Source organism: Tsukamurella sp. DT100, from assembly GCF_049844855.1.
GTDB lineage: Bacteria > Actinomycetota > Actinomycetes > Mycobacteriales > Mycobacteriaceae > Tsukamurella.
This window is the reverse complement of sequence record NZ_JBNCLV010000010.1, coordinates 76,507-90,667: the sequence shown is the minus strand read 5'-3', so window position 1 is coordinate 90,667 and position 14,161 is coordinate 76,507. Positions and strand designations below refer to the sequence as shown.

Here is a 14,161-nt window from a genome sequence, read left to right as displayed (position 1 = left end):
GCACTTCCGGATAAGATTGATCGGGTCTCTCTCGAACAGCGTCGGGCTGACACCCCCAGCACGCCGCCCCATAGGACCGAACCACATGCAACGACGGGAGCACTCCAGTGACAGGCATCGCCGCAGACCGACCGCCGGTGAAGATGTTCGACAAGGTCCTGGTGGCCAACCGTGGTGAGATCGCGATCCGGGGCCTGCGCGCCGCGGTGGAGAGCGGCTCGAAGACGGTGGCCGTCTACCCGTACGAGGACCGCAACTCCCCGCACCGCCAGAAGGCGGACGAGGCGTACCAGATCGGCGCCGAGGGCCATCCGGTCCGCGCGTACCTGACCGTCGGGGAGATCATCCGGATCGCGGTCCAGGCCGGGGCGGACGCGGTGTACCCCGGGTACGGCTTCCTGTCGGAGAACCCCGACCTGGCGGCGGCGTGCGCGGCGAACGGCATCACCTTCGTCGGGCCGTCGGCAGACGTGCTGGAGCTGACGGGCAACAAGGCGCGGGCGATCGCGGCGGCGCGGGCGGCGGGTCTGCCGGTGCTCGATTCGTCGGCTCCGTCGTCGGACATCGACGAACTGCTCACCGCGGCCCAGGACATGCACTTCCCCGTCTTCGTCAAGGCCGTCGCCGGCGGCGGCGGGCGCGGCATGCGCCGCGTCACGGCGATCGAGGACCTGCGGGACGCGATCGAGATCGCCTCGCGGGAGGCGGAATCGGCGTTCGGCGATCCGACGGTGTTCCTCGAGGAGGCCGTGATCGACCCGCGGCACATCGAAGTGCAGATCCTGGCGGACAACGCGGGCAACGTGATCCACTTGTACGAGCGCGACTGTTCGCTGCAGCGACGGCACCAGAAGGTCATCGAGATGGCCCCGGCACCGAACATCTCCGACGAGCTGCGGGAGCGGCTCTGCACGGACGCGGTGAACTTCGCCAAGGAGATCGGCTACAGCTGCGCGGGCACCGTCGAGTTCCTGGTGAACCCCGAGGGGCGGCACGTCTTCATCGAGATGAATCCGCGGATCCAGGTGGAGCACACGGTGACCGAGGAGGTCACCGACGTGGACCTGGTGGCGGCGCAGCTGAAGATCGCCGCGGGCGCCATGCTGCCGGAGCTGGGCCTGACGCAGGACGCGATCCGGCTCAACGGCGCCGCCCTGCAGTGCCGCATCACGACGGAGGACCCCACGGACGGCTTCCGGCCCGACACCGGCCGGATCACCGCGTACCGGTCTCCGGGCGGCGCGGGCATCCGCCTGGACGGCGGCACGTCGGTGGGCGCGGAGATCAGCCCGCATTTCGATTCGATGCTGGTCAAGCTGACCGCTCGTGGCCGCGATCGGGCGACGGCCATCGTCCGCGCCCGCCGCGCACTCGCCGAATTCCGCATCCGCGGCGTGGCGACGAACATCCCCTACCTGCAGGCGGTCCTGGCCGATCCGGCGTTCGTCGCCGGCGAGGTGACGACCTCGTTCATCGAGCAGCGCCCGGAGCTGCTCACCGCGCGCGGTTCCTCGGACACGGCGTCGAAGATCCTGCGCTACCTGGCGGACGTCACCGTCAACAAGCCGCACGGCGTGCGCCCGACCAAGATCTACGCGGTCGACAAGCTTCCCGCGGTGGACCTTTCGGCGCCCGCGCCGGAGGGATCGAAACAGCGGCTCGAGCGGCTCGGCCCCGCCGGCTTCGCCGCGGACCTGCGCGCGCAGACCGCGCTCGCGGTCACCGACACCACCTTCCGCGATGCACACCAGTCGCTGCTCGCGACCCGGGTGCGGACCTCGGCGCTGGCGACGATCGCGCCGTACGAGGCCCGGCTCACGCCGCAGCTGCTCTCGGTGGAGGCGTGGGGCGGCGCCACCTACGACGTCGCGCTGCGGTTCCTGCACGAGGACCCGTGGGAGCGCCTCGCCACCCTCCGCGAGGGGCTGCCGAACATCTGCCTGCAGATGCTGCTGCGCGGCCGCAATACCGTCGGCTACACCCCGTACCCGCAGCAGGTGACCGACTCGTTCGTCGCCGAGGCGGCGGCGACCGGGGTGGACGTGTTCCGGATCTTCGACGCGCTCAACGACGTCGAGCAGATGCGGCCCGCGATCGAGGCCGTCCTCGCCACGAACACCGCGGTCGCCGAGGGCGCGCTGTCCTACACCGGCGATCTGTCGAACCCCGCCGAGGACCTATACACCCTGGACTACTACCTCGGCGTCGCGGAGAAGATCGTGCAGGCCGGCGCCCACGTCCTGGCGATCAAGGACATGGCCGGGCTGCTCCGGCCCGCCGCGGCCACGACGCTGGTCACCGCGCTGCGCAAGGAGTTCGACCTGCCCGTGCACGTGCACACGCACGACACGCCGGGCGGGCAGCTCGCCACCTACCTCGCCGCGTGGACCGCCGGCGCGGACGCCGTCGACGGCGCCGCGGCGCCGCTGTCGGGCACCACCAGCCAGCCCTCGCTGTCGTCGATCGTCGCCGCAACCGCGCACACCGAGCGCGACACCGGGATCGACCTCGACGCGGTCTGCGCGCTCGAGCCCTACTGGGAGGCCGTGCGCGGGGCCTACGCGCCATTCGAGTCCGGCCTCAAGGCCCCGACGGGGCGGGTCTACCACCACGAGATCCCCGGCGGCCAGCTGTCGAACCTGCGGCAGCAGGCCGGCGCGCTCGGCCTGGCCGAGCGGTTCGAGGACATCGAGAACTCCTACGCCGCGGCCGATCGCATGCTCGGCCGCCTGGTCAAGGTCACGCCGTCGTCGAAGGTGGTCGGCGACCTCGCGCTCGCACTCGTCGGCACGGGCGTCAGCCCGGACGAGTTCGCCGCCGACCCCGGCAAGTACGACATCCCCGACTCCGTGATCGGCTTCCTCCGCGGCGAGCTCGGCACCCCGCCCGCGGGCTGGCCGGAACCGCTGCGCACCCGCGCCCTCGAGGGCCGCGCGGGCGCGACGCCCGTGACCGAGGTCCCCGCCGACGAGGCCGCCGAACTCGCCGGAACGAGCGAGCAGCGGCGAGCGGCGTTGAGCCGCCTGCTGTTCCCCGGTCCGATGCGCGAGTTCACCGAGCACCGCGCGGAGTTCGGCGACGTCTCGAAGCTCTCGACCAACCAGTTCCTCTACGGGCTGCGGCAGGGCGAGGAGCACCGCGTACAGCTCGCGACCGGCGTCGAGCTGCTCATCAAGCTCGACGGCGTCGGCGAGCCCGACGAGCACGGCAACCGCACGCTGGTGTGCACCCTCAACGGCCAGCTCCGCACCGTCGCCGTTCGCGACGACTCGGTCAAGGCCGACATCCCGGCCGCGGAACGCGCGGACAAGATGAACCCGGGCCACGTCGCCGCGCCGTTCGCCGGCATGGTCACCCCCACGGTCCACGCCGGTTCCACGGTCGAGGTCGGCGATCAGATCGCCACGATCGAGGCGATGAAGATGGAGGCCGCGATCACCGCACCCGTCGCCGGCACCGTCACCCGCGTCGCCCTGGCCGGGGCTACCCAGGTCGACGGTGGCGACCTTGTCGCCGTCATCGAGGGCTGACCCGCACCACGGACGGGGCCCGGCCGCGCGAACGCGGCCGGGCCCGTCATTCTCTCACAGCGTGGCGCGGACCGCCTTCGCCGCTGCGACCAGGTTCCGCAGGGAGGCGACCGTCTCCTGCTGCCCGCGGGTCTTCAGGCCGCAGTCCGGGTTCACCCACAGCCGCTGCGCCGGCACGGCGTCCAGGGCCGCACGCAACGATGACTCGATCTCGTCCTGCGCCGGGACCCGGGGCGAGTGGATGTCGTAGACACCGGGCCCGACCTGGTTGGCGAAGCCCGCCTCGTTGAGGTCGGCGAGGATCTCCATCCGCGACCGCGCGGCCTCGATCGAGGTCACGTCCGCGTCGAGATCGGCGATCGCGCCGATCACGTCGCCGAACTCCGAATAGCAGAGGTGCGTGTGGATCTGGGTGCCGTCGGCGACGCCCGAGGTCGACAGCCGGAACGAGCCCGTTGCCCAAGCGAGGTAGGCCGAGCGGTCCGCCGCCCGCAGCGGCAGCAGCTCACGCAGCGCGGGCTCGTCGACCTGGATGATCGCAGCGCCCGCCCGCTCGAGGTCCACCGTCTCGTCGCGGATCGCGAGCGCCACCTGGTCGGCCGTCTCGGCGAGCGACTGGTCGTCGCGGACGAACGACCAGGCGAGGATCGTGACCGGCCCGGTGAGCATGCCCTTGACCGGCCGCTCCGTGAGCGTCTGCGCGTAGGTGATCCACGAGACGGTCATCGGATCGGCGCGGTGCACGTCGCCGTACAGGATCGGCGGCCGCACGCACCGCGTGCCGTAGGACTGCACCCACCCGTTCTCGGTGGCGAGGAAGCCGTGGAGGCGCTCCGCGAAGTACTGCACCATGTCGTTGCGCTCGGGTTCGCCGTGGACGAGGACGTCGATGCCGAGCTCCTCCTGCAGCGCGATCACATCGGCGATCTCGGACTGCATGCGCCGCACGTACTCGGCCTCGTCGATCCTCCCCGCGCGCAGGTCCGCGCGGGCGACCCGGATCGCGCCGGTCTGCGGGTACGAGCCGATGGTCGTGGTCGGCAACAGCGGGAGGCCGAGCCGGTCCCGCTGCAGCACGGCGCGATCCGCGGCCGCGGCCCGTCCGGTGCCGGCGGTTCGGAGGGCGGTGAGGCGGTCGCGCACCGTCGCATCGTTCAGTCGGGGGTCCGCGCTGCGGGCCGCACGGACCGCTGCGCTCCGCCCGAACTCCGCGGCGACCACGGGGCGCCCCTCGGTAAGGGCGCGGGCGAGGACGACGACCTCGTCGATCTTCTCCTGAGCGAAGGCCAGCCAGGCGCGAACCCCCTCGGCGCCAGCGGGTTCGGGCGCCATCTCCGCGGCGACCGCGTAGGGCACGTGCAGCAGCGAGCAGGACGTGCTCACGGCCAACGCACCCGCTGACCCGGACAGCATGCCCAGGGTCGCCGACGCCGATGCCAGGTCGGTGCGCCAGACGTTGCGCCCGTCGACGACGCCCGCGAGCAGCAGCTTGTCCTGCAGCACCGGCACGGCGGCGACCGCCGCGACGGCGGCGGGATCGGTCACCAGGTCGACGGCGACCGCCTCGATCGCGGTGCCGGCCAGGGCCTCCAGCGACGGCCCCGGCGAGCCGAAGTACGTCGCCACGAGGATCGACGGCCGGTCGGCGGCCGAGGAGAGCTCGCCGTACACCCGCGCCGCCTCGCCGGCGAGCGACAGGCCCGCCTCCGTCACCAGCACCGGCTCGTCGATCTGCACCCACTGCGCACCCCGGGCCGCCAGCCGCGCCAGGAGATCCCGGTAGAGCGGCAGGAGCTCGTCCAGGCGGGAGCGCGGCTCACCGGCACCGTCGACCGGCTTGGCGAGCGCGAGGAAAGTGAGCGGTCCGACGACGACCGGGCGCGCCGGGACGCCCTGCGCCAGCGCCTCGTCCAGATCGCCGAGCACCTTCTCGGGGTGCAGCGCGAAGGCGGTCGCCGGCCCGATCTCGGGAACGAGGTAGTGGTAGTTCGTGTCGAACCACTTGGTCATCTCGAGCGGGGTGACCTCGGCGGTACCGCGCGCCGCGGCGAAATACCGGTCGAGCGGATCCTCGATCCCCGCGACCCGGGGCGGCAGGGCGCCGAGCAGTTCCGCGGTGTCGAGCATCTGGTCGTAGTAGCTGAACGTGTTGGTGGGGACAGAATCCAGCCCGGCGGCGACCAGCCGTGCCCACTCGTCGCGCCGGAGGCCGGCGGCGGTGGATGCGAGCTCGGCCCGGGTGATCGAGCCCTTCCAATAGCCCTCGATCGCGCGCTTGAGCTCGCGCCGGGGGCCGATGCGGGGAACACCGAGGACGGTGCGGGTGAAATTCGGTGCGGTCACGTGAAGGACCGTTCCTTTCGTGCGTAGCCAGGGCGGGCCACCCGTCCGGACGCACGTACGCACGACTCGCGGACCGTCGACGTGCGACGTCCGTTCGTCCTGTGCGGTCGCACGCCCGGTCCGCGAGGCGGCACACCACCGGACGCGGCGCGTCCGGTGCAGCGGGCAGGTATTCGGACTCGCAGGCGCGCCCTGGGGCTCCTACCGGCCGCTGCTTCCCAGGCTCTGCGGCCCAGTGCATTCGTCGCGACTTTCGTTCCTGCTCACCGCTGCGGGACAGTCCCGGATTCCCACCGGGTTCCCTCTCGATCCGCGGTTCCCCACGGCACCGAGTTGTCGCGGCCCGAGGCTTCGGCGCGACATACCAGCTGCACCGTCCAGCATGCCATGCCGCTCCGTGACGGCGGGCGTCACCTCAGTCGTCGACGGCGAACCGCTTGAGCCGGCTGGTCTGCCCCGCGATCAGCCGCACGCGGGACTTCGGCACACCGAGGTGGGAGGCGAGCAACTCGACGGCGGCCTTGTTCGCCTTGCCCTCGGTGGCCGGCTCGCGCACGAACAGGGTGAGCGCGCCAGCATCGTCGACCTCCACGACGGGGCCCTTGCGGCTGCCCGGTTTGATCGTGCAGGTCACGGTGCGCGGGCTCATCGCTCCATGATCGCAGGTTCACCACTGAGTACAGTGGATTCATGGGGTTGAGGAAGGCCGGGCTCGTCGCCGCCGCGGTGGTCGCCGCGCTGGTGGTGCTCGCGGGCGGCGTCGTGTGGCTCTCCAGCGTGCATCAGACGCCGCTCACGAAGCACCTCCCCGCCGAGTTGAAGCCCCGCGTCTACCCCGCGGTCTCGACCGCGGGCCTCGATCCCGCGCGCGTCCGGATCCTGGAGAACGTGCGCCGCGAGTTCGATGCGAACCGCCCGGGCACGTACTTCTCGGAGGGCGTCGACGAGCCCTGGTGCGCCGACTTCGTCTCGACGGTGCTCCGCGATTCGGGCCTGCCGCTGCATAACCCGAACTCCGGAACGTGGCGCATCCCCGGCGTGTACACGCTCACCGAGTACTTCCAGAAGGCCGGGAAGCTGGAGTCGGCCACCGCGTACCGGCCGCAGCCGGGCGACGTGGTGCTGTACACCCCGGAGCACCCGGCGATGCGCCAGCACACCAACTTCGTCGTCGCGGTGTCGGGCGACAGCGTCACCACCGTCGGCGGCAACCAGGAGGGCGGCATCAGCGCCTGGACGTACCGGCTGACCGACACCTTCGGCCTCGCCGGGTACGGGGTGCCGGCCCGATGACGGTGCTCGAGGCGCTGCGGGCACGGCTCACCTCCGGAAGCCTTCCGGGAGAGCGCTCCGACGGGCTGCGGATCGCCGTGTGCATCGAGGGCGGCGGCTCGCGCTCCGCGTATTCCGCGGGGATGGCGATCGCGGTCGACGAGCTCGGCCTGCTGCCCGCCGTCGACGCGATCTACGGCACCTCGGGCGGCGGCCTCAACGCGGCGTGGCTGGTCTCCGGCGAGGGCCGACGGTGGCTGCCCTCGTGGGGCTGGGAGGAGGTGCTGGCCGAGCGCGTGGTGCACCCGCGGCGGGCGCTGCGCGGCGGCGTCGTGGTGGACACGCAACACCTGGTGGACCGGGTCTACTCCGACGTCACGCCGATGAACTTCGCCGCCATCCTCGCCAGCCCGATCTCCCTGCACCCCTTGGCCGTCGACGCGCACACCCGCCGGGTGGCCGACCTCGCGCCCTACGTCACCGACGCCGCGACGCTGCGCACCGCGCTGCGCGCGACGACCGCCCTCCCTCTGCTCGCGGGGCGGCCCGTGCGGCTCGCCGGGCGGGAGTTCCTCGACGGCGGCCTCGCGGAGAAGGTACCCCTGGCCACCCCGATCGATCAGGGCGCCACGCACCTGCTCGTGCTGCGCACCACCTCGGAGGACGCGGCGCCCCGCTCCTCCCGCGCCGAGCAGTGGGTCCTGGACGCGTACTTCACCGCCCGCCGCGCCGCCCCCGCTCCGGAGCCGGCCGCGGTCGGCACCGCCGAGGTGCTGCAGGTCTGGGTCCCATCCGGGAGCCCTGCCGTCGGCAGGCTCTCGGGCGACGGTCCGCTGATCTCCCGCGCCGTCGAGATCGGCCGGGACGCCGCGCTCCTCGCCCTCGCCGGATAGCCCTCAGTCGCGCAGCAGTCGTCCGGCGAGGCGTTCGGCCTGATCCGCCGCGGCGGGCGGCGGCGGCTCGCCGGCGACGAGGTGCCGGCGCGCGACCGCGAGGGGCAGCTCGTACAGGGCGAAGGCGACGTCGGCACGCGAGCATCCCGCATCCGCGGCCACTCGGCCGACGATCCCCGCGATCCGGTCCTGCCGCTCGGTGTCGAGCGCCGCCCACTCGGCGGCCGCGGCGGCCGGCCAGGAGTCGACGGCGAACGCCTGGGGTCCGGCCTGCAGGACGAGCGCCTCGCCGAGGTCGGCGCGGCAGCGCTCCACGATCCACCGCGCGCTCGACGCGGCGTCGGAGCTAGCCGCGAGGTCTCCCCAGGCCGCGGTGTAGTCCTCGTGGAACCGGCGGACCGTCCGGAGCCAGACGGCCGCGAGCAGAGTGGGACGGTCGGGGAAGAGGTGGTACACGGATCCGCTGGGCGACTTGGACTCCCGCACGACAGCGGCCACCGTGAGGCCCCGCGTCCCGTCCCGCGCGAAGAGCCGGACGGCGGCGTCGAGCAGCCCGTCCGGATCGTGCAGCCTCGGCCTTCCCATGACCGCGATCCTATGTTAGACCTGTTTTAGAGAGAAGTCCCCAAAAAGGAGCCGTCATGCTCGAACCCAACGCGGAGTCCCTCGCCCTCGCCTCGGCGATCCTCGACGCCCAGCCCTTCAACGCCGTGGTCGGCGCGCGGATCACGGCGTTCGGCGGGGGCGTTGCGGAGCTGGTCCTCGACATCGAGGACCGGCACCGACAGCAGTTCGGCGTCGCCCACGGTGGCGTCCTCGCGTACCTGGCCGACAACGCGCTGACCTTCGCGGCGGGGTCGGTCCTCGGCACGGACGTACTCACCGGCGGCGTGGACGTGAACTACCTCCGCGCGGCGCGGGACGGGCGACTGCGCACCGCGGCGACGGTCGTACACCGGGCCCGAACGCACGCCGTGGCCACCGCCGAGATCTGGCACGAGTCCGGCGACGGCGAGCCGCGCCTGTGCGCCATCGCCCGCGGCACCGTCTTCGTCACTGCCCCGGGGACGTCGCGGTGACCGCCCCGGACGTACCGTGGGCGGCCGCGCGCACCACCGTGCGCCGCGCCGTGCGCTCGTCGCTGCACTGCGCGGTCGCGTCCCGCAATCCCGACGGTTCCCCGCACGTCACCCCCATCGGCTCGATCCTGCTGGATCGAGAGGCCCGCTCGGGCATCTACTTCGACGTGTTCAACGCGCTGCTCGCACGCAACCTCGCACTCGACCCCCGGGTGACGGTGCTGGCGGTCGACAGCGGCCCGCTCCGCTGGCTGCGCGCGCTGCTCCGCGGGCGGTTCGAGCAGAGCCCCGGGGTCCAGCTCGTGGGTACGGCCGGCCCGGCGCGGCCCGCGCTCCCCGAGGAGATCGCCCGGTTCCGCAGGGTCGTCGGCCCGCTCGGCAGGACCCCCGGCGGGCGCGCCTTCTGGGCCGACCTGTCCCGGGTGCGCGACCTCCGCTTCGACGACGCCCGGCCGGTCCGTCTCGGCTCGATGACGCGTGAGCGGCGAGTCAGTCCGCGACGACGGTGCCCTGATGGAACATCACCGTCCACCGGTTCTCGCGGCGCCGCCACACGGTGAGCCGCCGAGTGCTGCACTCCCCCTGCACCAGCGTGTACGTGAGCAGGTAGACGGAGCCACCCAGCGCGCGCACCTGGAACTCGCCTGTCTCCCAGTCCGATTCGTCCTGCGGCGCCGCCATCCGCTCGGCGAGCGCCGCGCGGACGTGCTCGCGGCTGTACCGCCGCCCCGAGGCGCCGACCTCCCAGAAGTCCTGCGCGACCGCATTGTCGAAGTCCTGCAGTGTTCGCCAGCAGGGGCCATGGAAGACGGGTTCGCGGCGACGGAGGTCCGCGAGCACCTCGCGCAACTCCGGCGCCGTGGTGCGGTCCGGTTCGTACGCCTCCTCCATCACTTGCCCAAGGCTACCCTCACTGCCAGTCGCGGGACCGGGAGGGCACCGACAGGTCCATGCGCTGCAGCCGGTCGGCGACGACGGTGACGGCGCCCTCCGCGTTCTGCAGCTTCCCCCGCACCAGCAGTGCGGGCGCCGACTGCGCGAGCCGCCGGTACCGCGCCCACAACCCCTGGCTGCACACCACGTTCACCATCCCGGTCTCGTCCTCGAGGTTGATGAAGGTGACGCCGCCCGCGGTGGCGGGCCGCTGCCGGTGCGTGACGGCCCCGCCCACCAGCACGCGGTCACCGTCGGGCAGCGAGAGCAGGCGGTCGGCGCGGACGACGCCGAGCCGGTCGAGGGCGGGCCGGAGGAACTCCGTGGGGTACTTGCCGACGGTGACCGACGTGGCCCACACGTCCGCCGCCGCGAGCTCCGTCTCGCTCATCCCGGGCAGGGTGGGCGGGGCTCCCGCGGTGGCCGTGCCCGGCAGCCGGTCCGGGCGCTCGCGGGCGGCGGCGCCGGCCTCCCACAGCGCCTGCCGCCGATCCCGGCCGAAGCAGTCCAGCGCGCCGGAGGTCGCGAGCGCCTCCGACTGCGCGACCGTGAGCTCGACACGGGCGGTGAGATCGGTGAGGCCCGCGTAGGCACCGCGGGAGTCCCGTTCGCCGACGATGCGTTCGGCGAGGTCGTCGCCGATGGTGCGGATCGCGGCCAGCCCGAGCCGGACCTCCGCCCCTGCGTTCTCCAGATCCGCCCACGGCAGGCTGCGGTTCACGCACGGCCCGTGCACCGTGACGCCGTGCCGCCGCGCGTCGGCGACGAGGGACTGCGGCGAGTAGAAGCCCATCGGCTGGGCCCGCAGCAGCGCCGCGCAGAAGGCCGCCGGGTGGTAGAGCTTGAACCACGAGGAGTAGAAGACCAGCGACGCGAACGACTGCGAATGACTCTCGGGGAACCCGAAGTTGGCGAACGCGGCGAGCTTCTCGAAGATCCGGTCGGCCACCTCCCCCTCGATGCCGTGCCGGTGCCGGGCCCCGTCGTAGAAGCGCTGTCGCAGCTGCTCCATCTTCTCGGTGGAGCGCTTCGAGCCCATGGCGCGGCGCAGCTGGTCGGCCTCCGCCGGGGAGAACCCGGCCACGTCGACCGCGAGCTGCATGAGCTGCTCCTGGAAGAGCGGCACGCCCAGCGTGCGGCTCAACGCCTTGTCCATCGACGGGTGGTCCGCCTTCGCCGATTCCAGCCCGTTGCGGCGGCGGATGTACGGGTGCACCGAGCCGCCCTGGATGGGGCCGGGCCGGATGAGGGCGACCTCCACCACGAGGTCGTAGAAGGTCCGCGGTTTCAGGCGCGGCAGCGTGGCCATCTGCGCGCGCGACTCCACCTGGAAGACGCCCACCGAGTCGGCGCGGCAGAGCATCTCGTACACGTTCTCGTCGGTGAGGTCGAGCTGCGCGAAGTCCACGTCGATGCCCTTGTGCTCGGCGAGGAGGTCCTTCGCGTAGTGCAGCGCACTGAGCATGCCGAGGCCCAGCAGGTCGAACTTCACCAGCCCCGCGGCGGCGCAGTCGTCCTTGTCCCACTGCAGCACGCTGCGGTTCTCCATGCGCGCCCACTCGGTGGGGCAGACGTCGGCGATCGGCCGGTCGCAGATCACCATGCCGCCGGAGTGGATGCCCAGGTGCCGCGGCAGGTCCGCGATCTGCGTGGCCAGCTCGACCACCCGCTCCGGGATGCCCTCGGGCACCGGATCCTGTCGCCACCCCCAGCTGGAGATCTGCTTGCTCCAGGCGTCCTGCTGCCCCTGCGAGTAGCCGAGCGCGCGGGCGGTATCGCGCACCGCGGACCGCCCGCGGTAGGTGATGACGTTCGCGACCTGCGCGGCGTACTCGCGGCCGTACTTCCGGTAGACGAACTGGATCGCCTCCTCGCGACGGTCGGACTCGATGTCCACGTCGATGTCGGGCGGGCCGTCGCGCTCGGGGGCCAGGAAGCGCTCGAAGAGCAGTTGGTTGCGCACCGGGTCGACCGCGGTGATGCCGAGCGCGAAGCAGACGGCCGAGTTGGCGGCGCTGCCCCTGCCCTGGCACAGGATGTCGCTGTCCCGGCAGAAGGTCACGATGCTGTGCACGATGAGGAAGTAGCCGGGGAAGGTGAGCGTCTCGATCACGTTCAGCTCGTGCTCGATCTGCCGATACGCCTGCGGATTCGACTCCGGCGGGCCGTACCGCTCCAGCGCCCCGCGCCGGGTCAGCTCGCGCAGCCAGGTGGCCTCCGTGTGGCCCGACGGGACGTCGAAGGGCGGCAGCTTCGGCGCGATCAGCTTGAGGCTGAAGGCGCACTCGGCACCGAGCTCGGCGGCGGCCGCGATGGCGCCGGGGTGCTCGGGCAGCAGCAGCGCCATCTCGTCACCCGAGCGCAGGTGCGCGCCGCCCGCGGCGGGGAGCCAGCCGTCGAGCTCGTCGAGGCTGCGGCGGGCGCGGATCGCCGCGAGCGTCGACGCCAGGTGACGCTGGCCGGGACGGGCGAAGTGCGCCCCCGTAGTGGCGACGGTGCCCACCCCCATCCGCGCCGCGACGCCGGCCAGCAGATGATTGCGCTCGTCGTCCTCGGGGACGCCGTGGACGGTGAGCTCCATGCTCACCCGCCCCTCGCCGAACCGGTCGACGAGCTGCGCCAGGGCGGCGGCGGCACCGTCGGGCCCCCGGGCGGCGAGGCCACGCCGGACCGCGCCCTTGCGGCAGCCGGTGAGGATGTGCCAGTGGCCGCCGGACCACTCGGCCAGGCGGTCCGGATGGAAGCGCAGCAGCCCCTTCTCCCCCGCCTCCATGTGCGCCTCCGCCATGGCGCGTGAGAGGCGGCGGTAGCCCTCCTGCCCGCGGGCGAGGACGAGCAGGTGCTCGCCCGACGGGTCCTCGGCGCCGGTGCGTTCGGTGTCGTGCTCCAGGGACAGCTCCGCCCCGAAGACCGTGGGGACGCCGAGCTCCAAGGCCGCCTCGGCGAACCGGACCACGCCGTAGAAGCCGTTGTGGTCGGTGACCGCGAGGGCCTTCAGGCCGAGCGCGTGGGCCTGCTCGACCATCTCCTCCGGCTGCGCGGCGCCGTCGAGGAAGCTGAAGGCGGTGTGCGCGTGCAGCTCCGCGTAGGGCACGCGGGACGAACGGAGACCGCCACTGGGCGGAACCGGGGGCGGAACGTAGGGCTCCCGCTTGCGGGACCAGGCCGGGGAGTCGCCACCGTCGCCCGGCGGCTCCTCCGCCCGGCGCACCGGGGCCCGCCCGGAGAGCACCCGCTCCATCTCCGACCAGCTCGGCCCGTTACTCCATCCCACCCCCCCATCATACGCTCACATGTTCGATACGACTATCGCCGTCGAACGGATACGCTTGTCATACTATTTTTGTAGTTGGCGCTTGGATCGTCGGTTGCTAGCGTCTCCCCACGTGACCTCAGCCCGCCTGCGTGACCGCCAAAACACCGGTCGCGCAACACGTCTTGCCACCACCTCCATGTGCATCCTCGCCGTCGCAGCGGGAACGTTCGCCGCCGCACCCCAGGCGGTGGGCGCTCCGACCTCGATGAAGGACACTCAGATCTCGCGGACGACCAAGGACGGCTGGAAGGTCCGCATCCAGCTGCAGGGCGTCGAGGTCAACCCCGTCTCCAACCTGGCGGGCACGCCCACCAGTCGCGAGGCGTTCTTCAAGGCGACCGCCGTCGGGAGCGTCGACGGAGCCGGCTCGAGCCCGATCGAGGGCGCCTCGATGGCCCTCATCGTCCAGATCGGCTGCGCCGTCGACGTGGCCTCCGGGGTCGCCGTCGGCGGCGGTGTCTCCGCCACCGTGGGCCCCAGCGTCTCCGTCAGCCCGGCACTGTCGATCGCCGGCGGCTCCTTCAACATCGGCGCCGGCGTCGGCGCGGGACTCGGGGCCGCGGCGAACGTCTCCACCGTGATCAAACCGGGCGGCATCGCCACCTCGGTCGTCCGGAAGAAGACCATCGCGAAGAACCGCGCGGCCGTCTCGGTCGAGGGCGTCCACGTGAGGGTGGACGGCTGCGCCGGCAACGTGGGCGTCCGCATCGGAGCGGGGATCACGATGTCCTCCAGCGAGTTCGACAACGAGGTCTTCACCTACTCCGCCTCCCTGCCGATCTGACTCGAGATGGG

Annotated in this window: 11 protein-coding genes and 1 riboswitch; of the genes, 6 read left to right on the top strand and 5 right to left on the bottom strand. The window is 72.4% G+C overall.

Annotated features, from left to right (window positions below; translation table 11 throughout):
* The first annotated feature begins 143 nt into the window (after positions 1-143).
* Positions 144-3,530: a pyruvate carboxylase gene (locus ACLQ3K_RS21625; protein ID WP_426001687.1), complete on the top strand. Its 3,387-nt coding sequence runs from the start codon at positions 144-146 to the stop codon at positions 3,528-3,530.
* Positions 3,531-3,584: 54 nt separating this feature from the next.
* Here the strand turns inward: ACLQ3K_RS21625 and metE are convergent, their stop codons facing one another.
* Together metE and ACLQ3K_RS21615 are read right to left on the bottom strand one after the other, a co-directional pair.
* The gene (gene metE / locus ACLQ3K_RS21620; RefSeq protein ID WP_426001502.1) at positions 3,585-5,873 is read right to left on the bottom strand and encodes a 5-methyltetrahydropteroyltriglutamate--homocysteine S-methyltransferase; all 2,289 of its coding nucleotides are present in this window, start codon (positions 5,871-5,873) and stop codon (positions 3,585-3,587) included.
* Positions 5,874-6,037: 164 nt separating this feature from the next.
* Positions 6,038-6,203, bottom strand: a riboswitch (cobalamin riboswitch).
* An 85-nt stretch (positions 6,204-6,288) separates the two neighbouring features.
* Positions 6,289-6,522 carry a DUF167 domain-containing protein gene (locus ACLQ3K_RS21615; protein ID WP_426001500.1) on the bottom strand — a complete coding sequence of 78 codons (234 nt, stop codon included), beginning with the start codon at positions 6,520-6,522 and terminating at the stop codon, positions 6,289-6,291.
* Positions 6,523-6,563: 41 nt separating this feature from the next.
* Between ACLQ3K_RS21615 and ACLQ3K_RS21610 the strand changes: the two genes are divergently transcribed.
* Together ACLQ3K_RS21610 and ACLQ3K_RS21605 are read left to right on the top strand one after the other, a co-directional pair.
* Entirely contained in the window at positions 6,564-7,166 is a 603-nt protein-coding gene (locus ACLQ3K_RS21610; RefSeq protein ID WP_224651098.1) for a CHAP domain-containing protein, read from the top strand.
* Positions 7,163-8,038 carry a patatin-like phospholipase family protein gene (locus ACLQ3K_RS21605; RefSeq protein ID WP_224651089.1) on the top strand — a complete coding sequence of 292 codons (876 nt, stop codon included), beginning with the start codon at positions 7,163-7,165 and terminating at the stop codon, positions 8,036-8,038. The genes ACLQ3K_RS21610 and ACLQ3K_RS21605 overlap by 4 nt, the downstream gene beginning before the upstream one ends.
* A gap of 3 nt (positions 8,039-8,041) precedes the next feature.
* Here ACLQ3K_RS21605 and ACLQ3K_RS21600 read toward each other — a convergent pair whose 3' ends face one another.
* Positions 8,042-8,623, bottom strand: coding sequence for a TetR/AcrR family transcriptional regulator (locus ACLQ3K_RS21600; RefSeq protein ID WP_224651080.1), 582 nt, complete (start codon positions 8,621-8,623; stop codon positions 8,042-8,044).
* A 56-nt stretch (positions 8,624-8,679) separates the two neighbouring features.
* On the opposite strand from ACLQ3K_RS21600, the gene ACLQ3K_RS21595 reads away from it, so the two are divergent.
* Together ACLQ3K_RS21595 and ACLQ3K_RS21590 are read left to right on the top strand one after the other, a co-directional pair.
* A complete protein-coding gene (locus tag ACLQ3K_RS21595; protein WP_224651077.1) occupies positions 8,680-9,117 on the top strand; it encodes a PaaI family thioesterase in 438 nt (145 codons plus the stop codon).
* Complete coding sequence (locus ACLQ3K_RS21590) at positions 9,114-9,677, top strand: pyridoxamine 5'-phosphate oxidase family protein (protein ID WP_426001499.1); 564 nt, start codon at positions 9,114-9,116, stop codon at positions 9,675-9,677. Before ACLQ3K_RS21595 ends, ACLQ3K_RS21590 begins: the two co-directional genes overlap by 4 nt.
* On the opposite strand, the gene ACLQ3K_RS21585 is transcribed toward ACLQ3K_RS21590, so the two are convergent.
* Positions 9,607-10,008, bottom strand: coding sequence for a DUF4440 domain-containing protein (locus tag ACLQ3K_RS21585; protein ID WP_426001686.1), 402 nt, complete (start codon positions 10,006-10,008; stop codon positions 9,607-9,609). The genes ACLQ3K_RS21590 and ACLQ3K_RS21585 overlap by 71 nt on opposite strands.
* Positions 10,009-10,027: 19 nt before the next feature.
* Entirely contained in the window at positions 10,028-13,324 is a 3,297-nt protein-coding gene (locus tag ACLQ3K_RS21580) for an error-prone DNA polymerase (protein WP_426001498.1), read from the bottom strand.
* A gap of 178 nt (positions 13,325-13,502) precedes the next feature.
* On the opposite strand from ACLQ3K_RS21580, the gene ACLQ3K_RS21575 reads away from it, so the two are divergent.
* Positions 13,503-14,150, top strand: coding sequence for an MspA family porin (locus ACLQ3K_RS21575; protein WP_426001497.1), 648 nt, complete (start codon positions 13,503-13,505; stop codon positions 14,148-14,150).
* Positions 14,151-14,161: the final 11 nt, after the last annotated feature.

Coding starts and splice junctions, on each gene's coding strand:
- ACLQ3K_RS21585 (WP_426001686.1), bottom strand. CDS start 10,008: ATGGAGGAGGCGTACGAACCGGACCGCACCACGGCGCCGGAGTTGCGC.
- ACLQ3K_RS21615 (WP_426001500.1), bottom strand. CDS start 6,522: ATGAGCCCGCGCACCGTGACCTGCACGATCAAACCGGGCAGCCGCAAG.
- ACLQ3K_RS21575 (WP_426001497.1), top strand. CDS start 13,503: ATGTGCATCCTCGCCGTCGCAGCGGGAACGTTCGCCGCCGCACCCCAG.
- ACLQ3K_RS21595 (WP_224651077.1), top strand. CDS start 8,680: ATGCTCGAACCCAACGCGGAGTCCCTCGCCCTCGCCTCGGCGATCCTC.
- ACLQ3K_RS21605 (WP_224651089.1), top strand. CDS start 7,163: ATGACGGTGCTCGAGGCGCTGCGGGCACGGCTCACCTCCGGAAGCCTT.
- ACLQ3K_RS21625 (WP_426001687.1), top strand. CDS start 144: ATGTTCGACAAGGTCCTGGTGGCCAACCGTGGTGAGATCGCGATCCGG.
- ACLQ3K_RS21610 (WP_224651098.1), top strand. CDS start 6,564: ATGGGGTTGAGGAAGGCCGGGCTCGTCGCCGCCGCGGTGGTCGCCGCG.
- ACLQ3K_RS21600 (WP_224651080.1), bottom strand. CDS start 8,623: ATGGGAAGGCCGAGGCTGCACGATCCGGACGGGCTGCTCGACGCCGCC.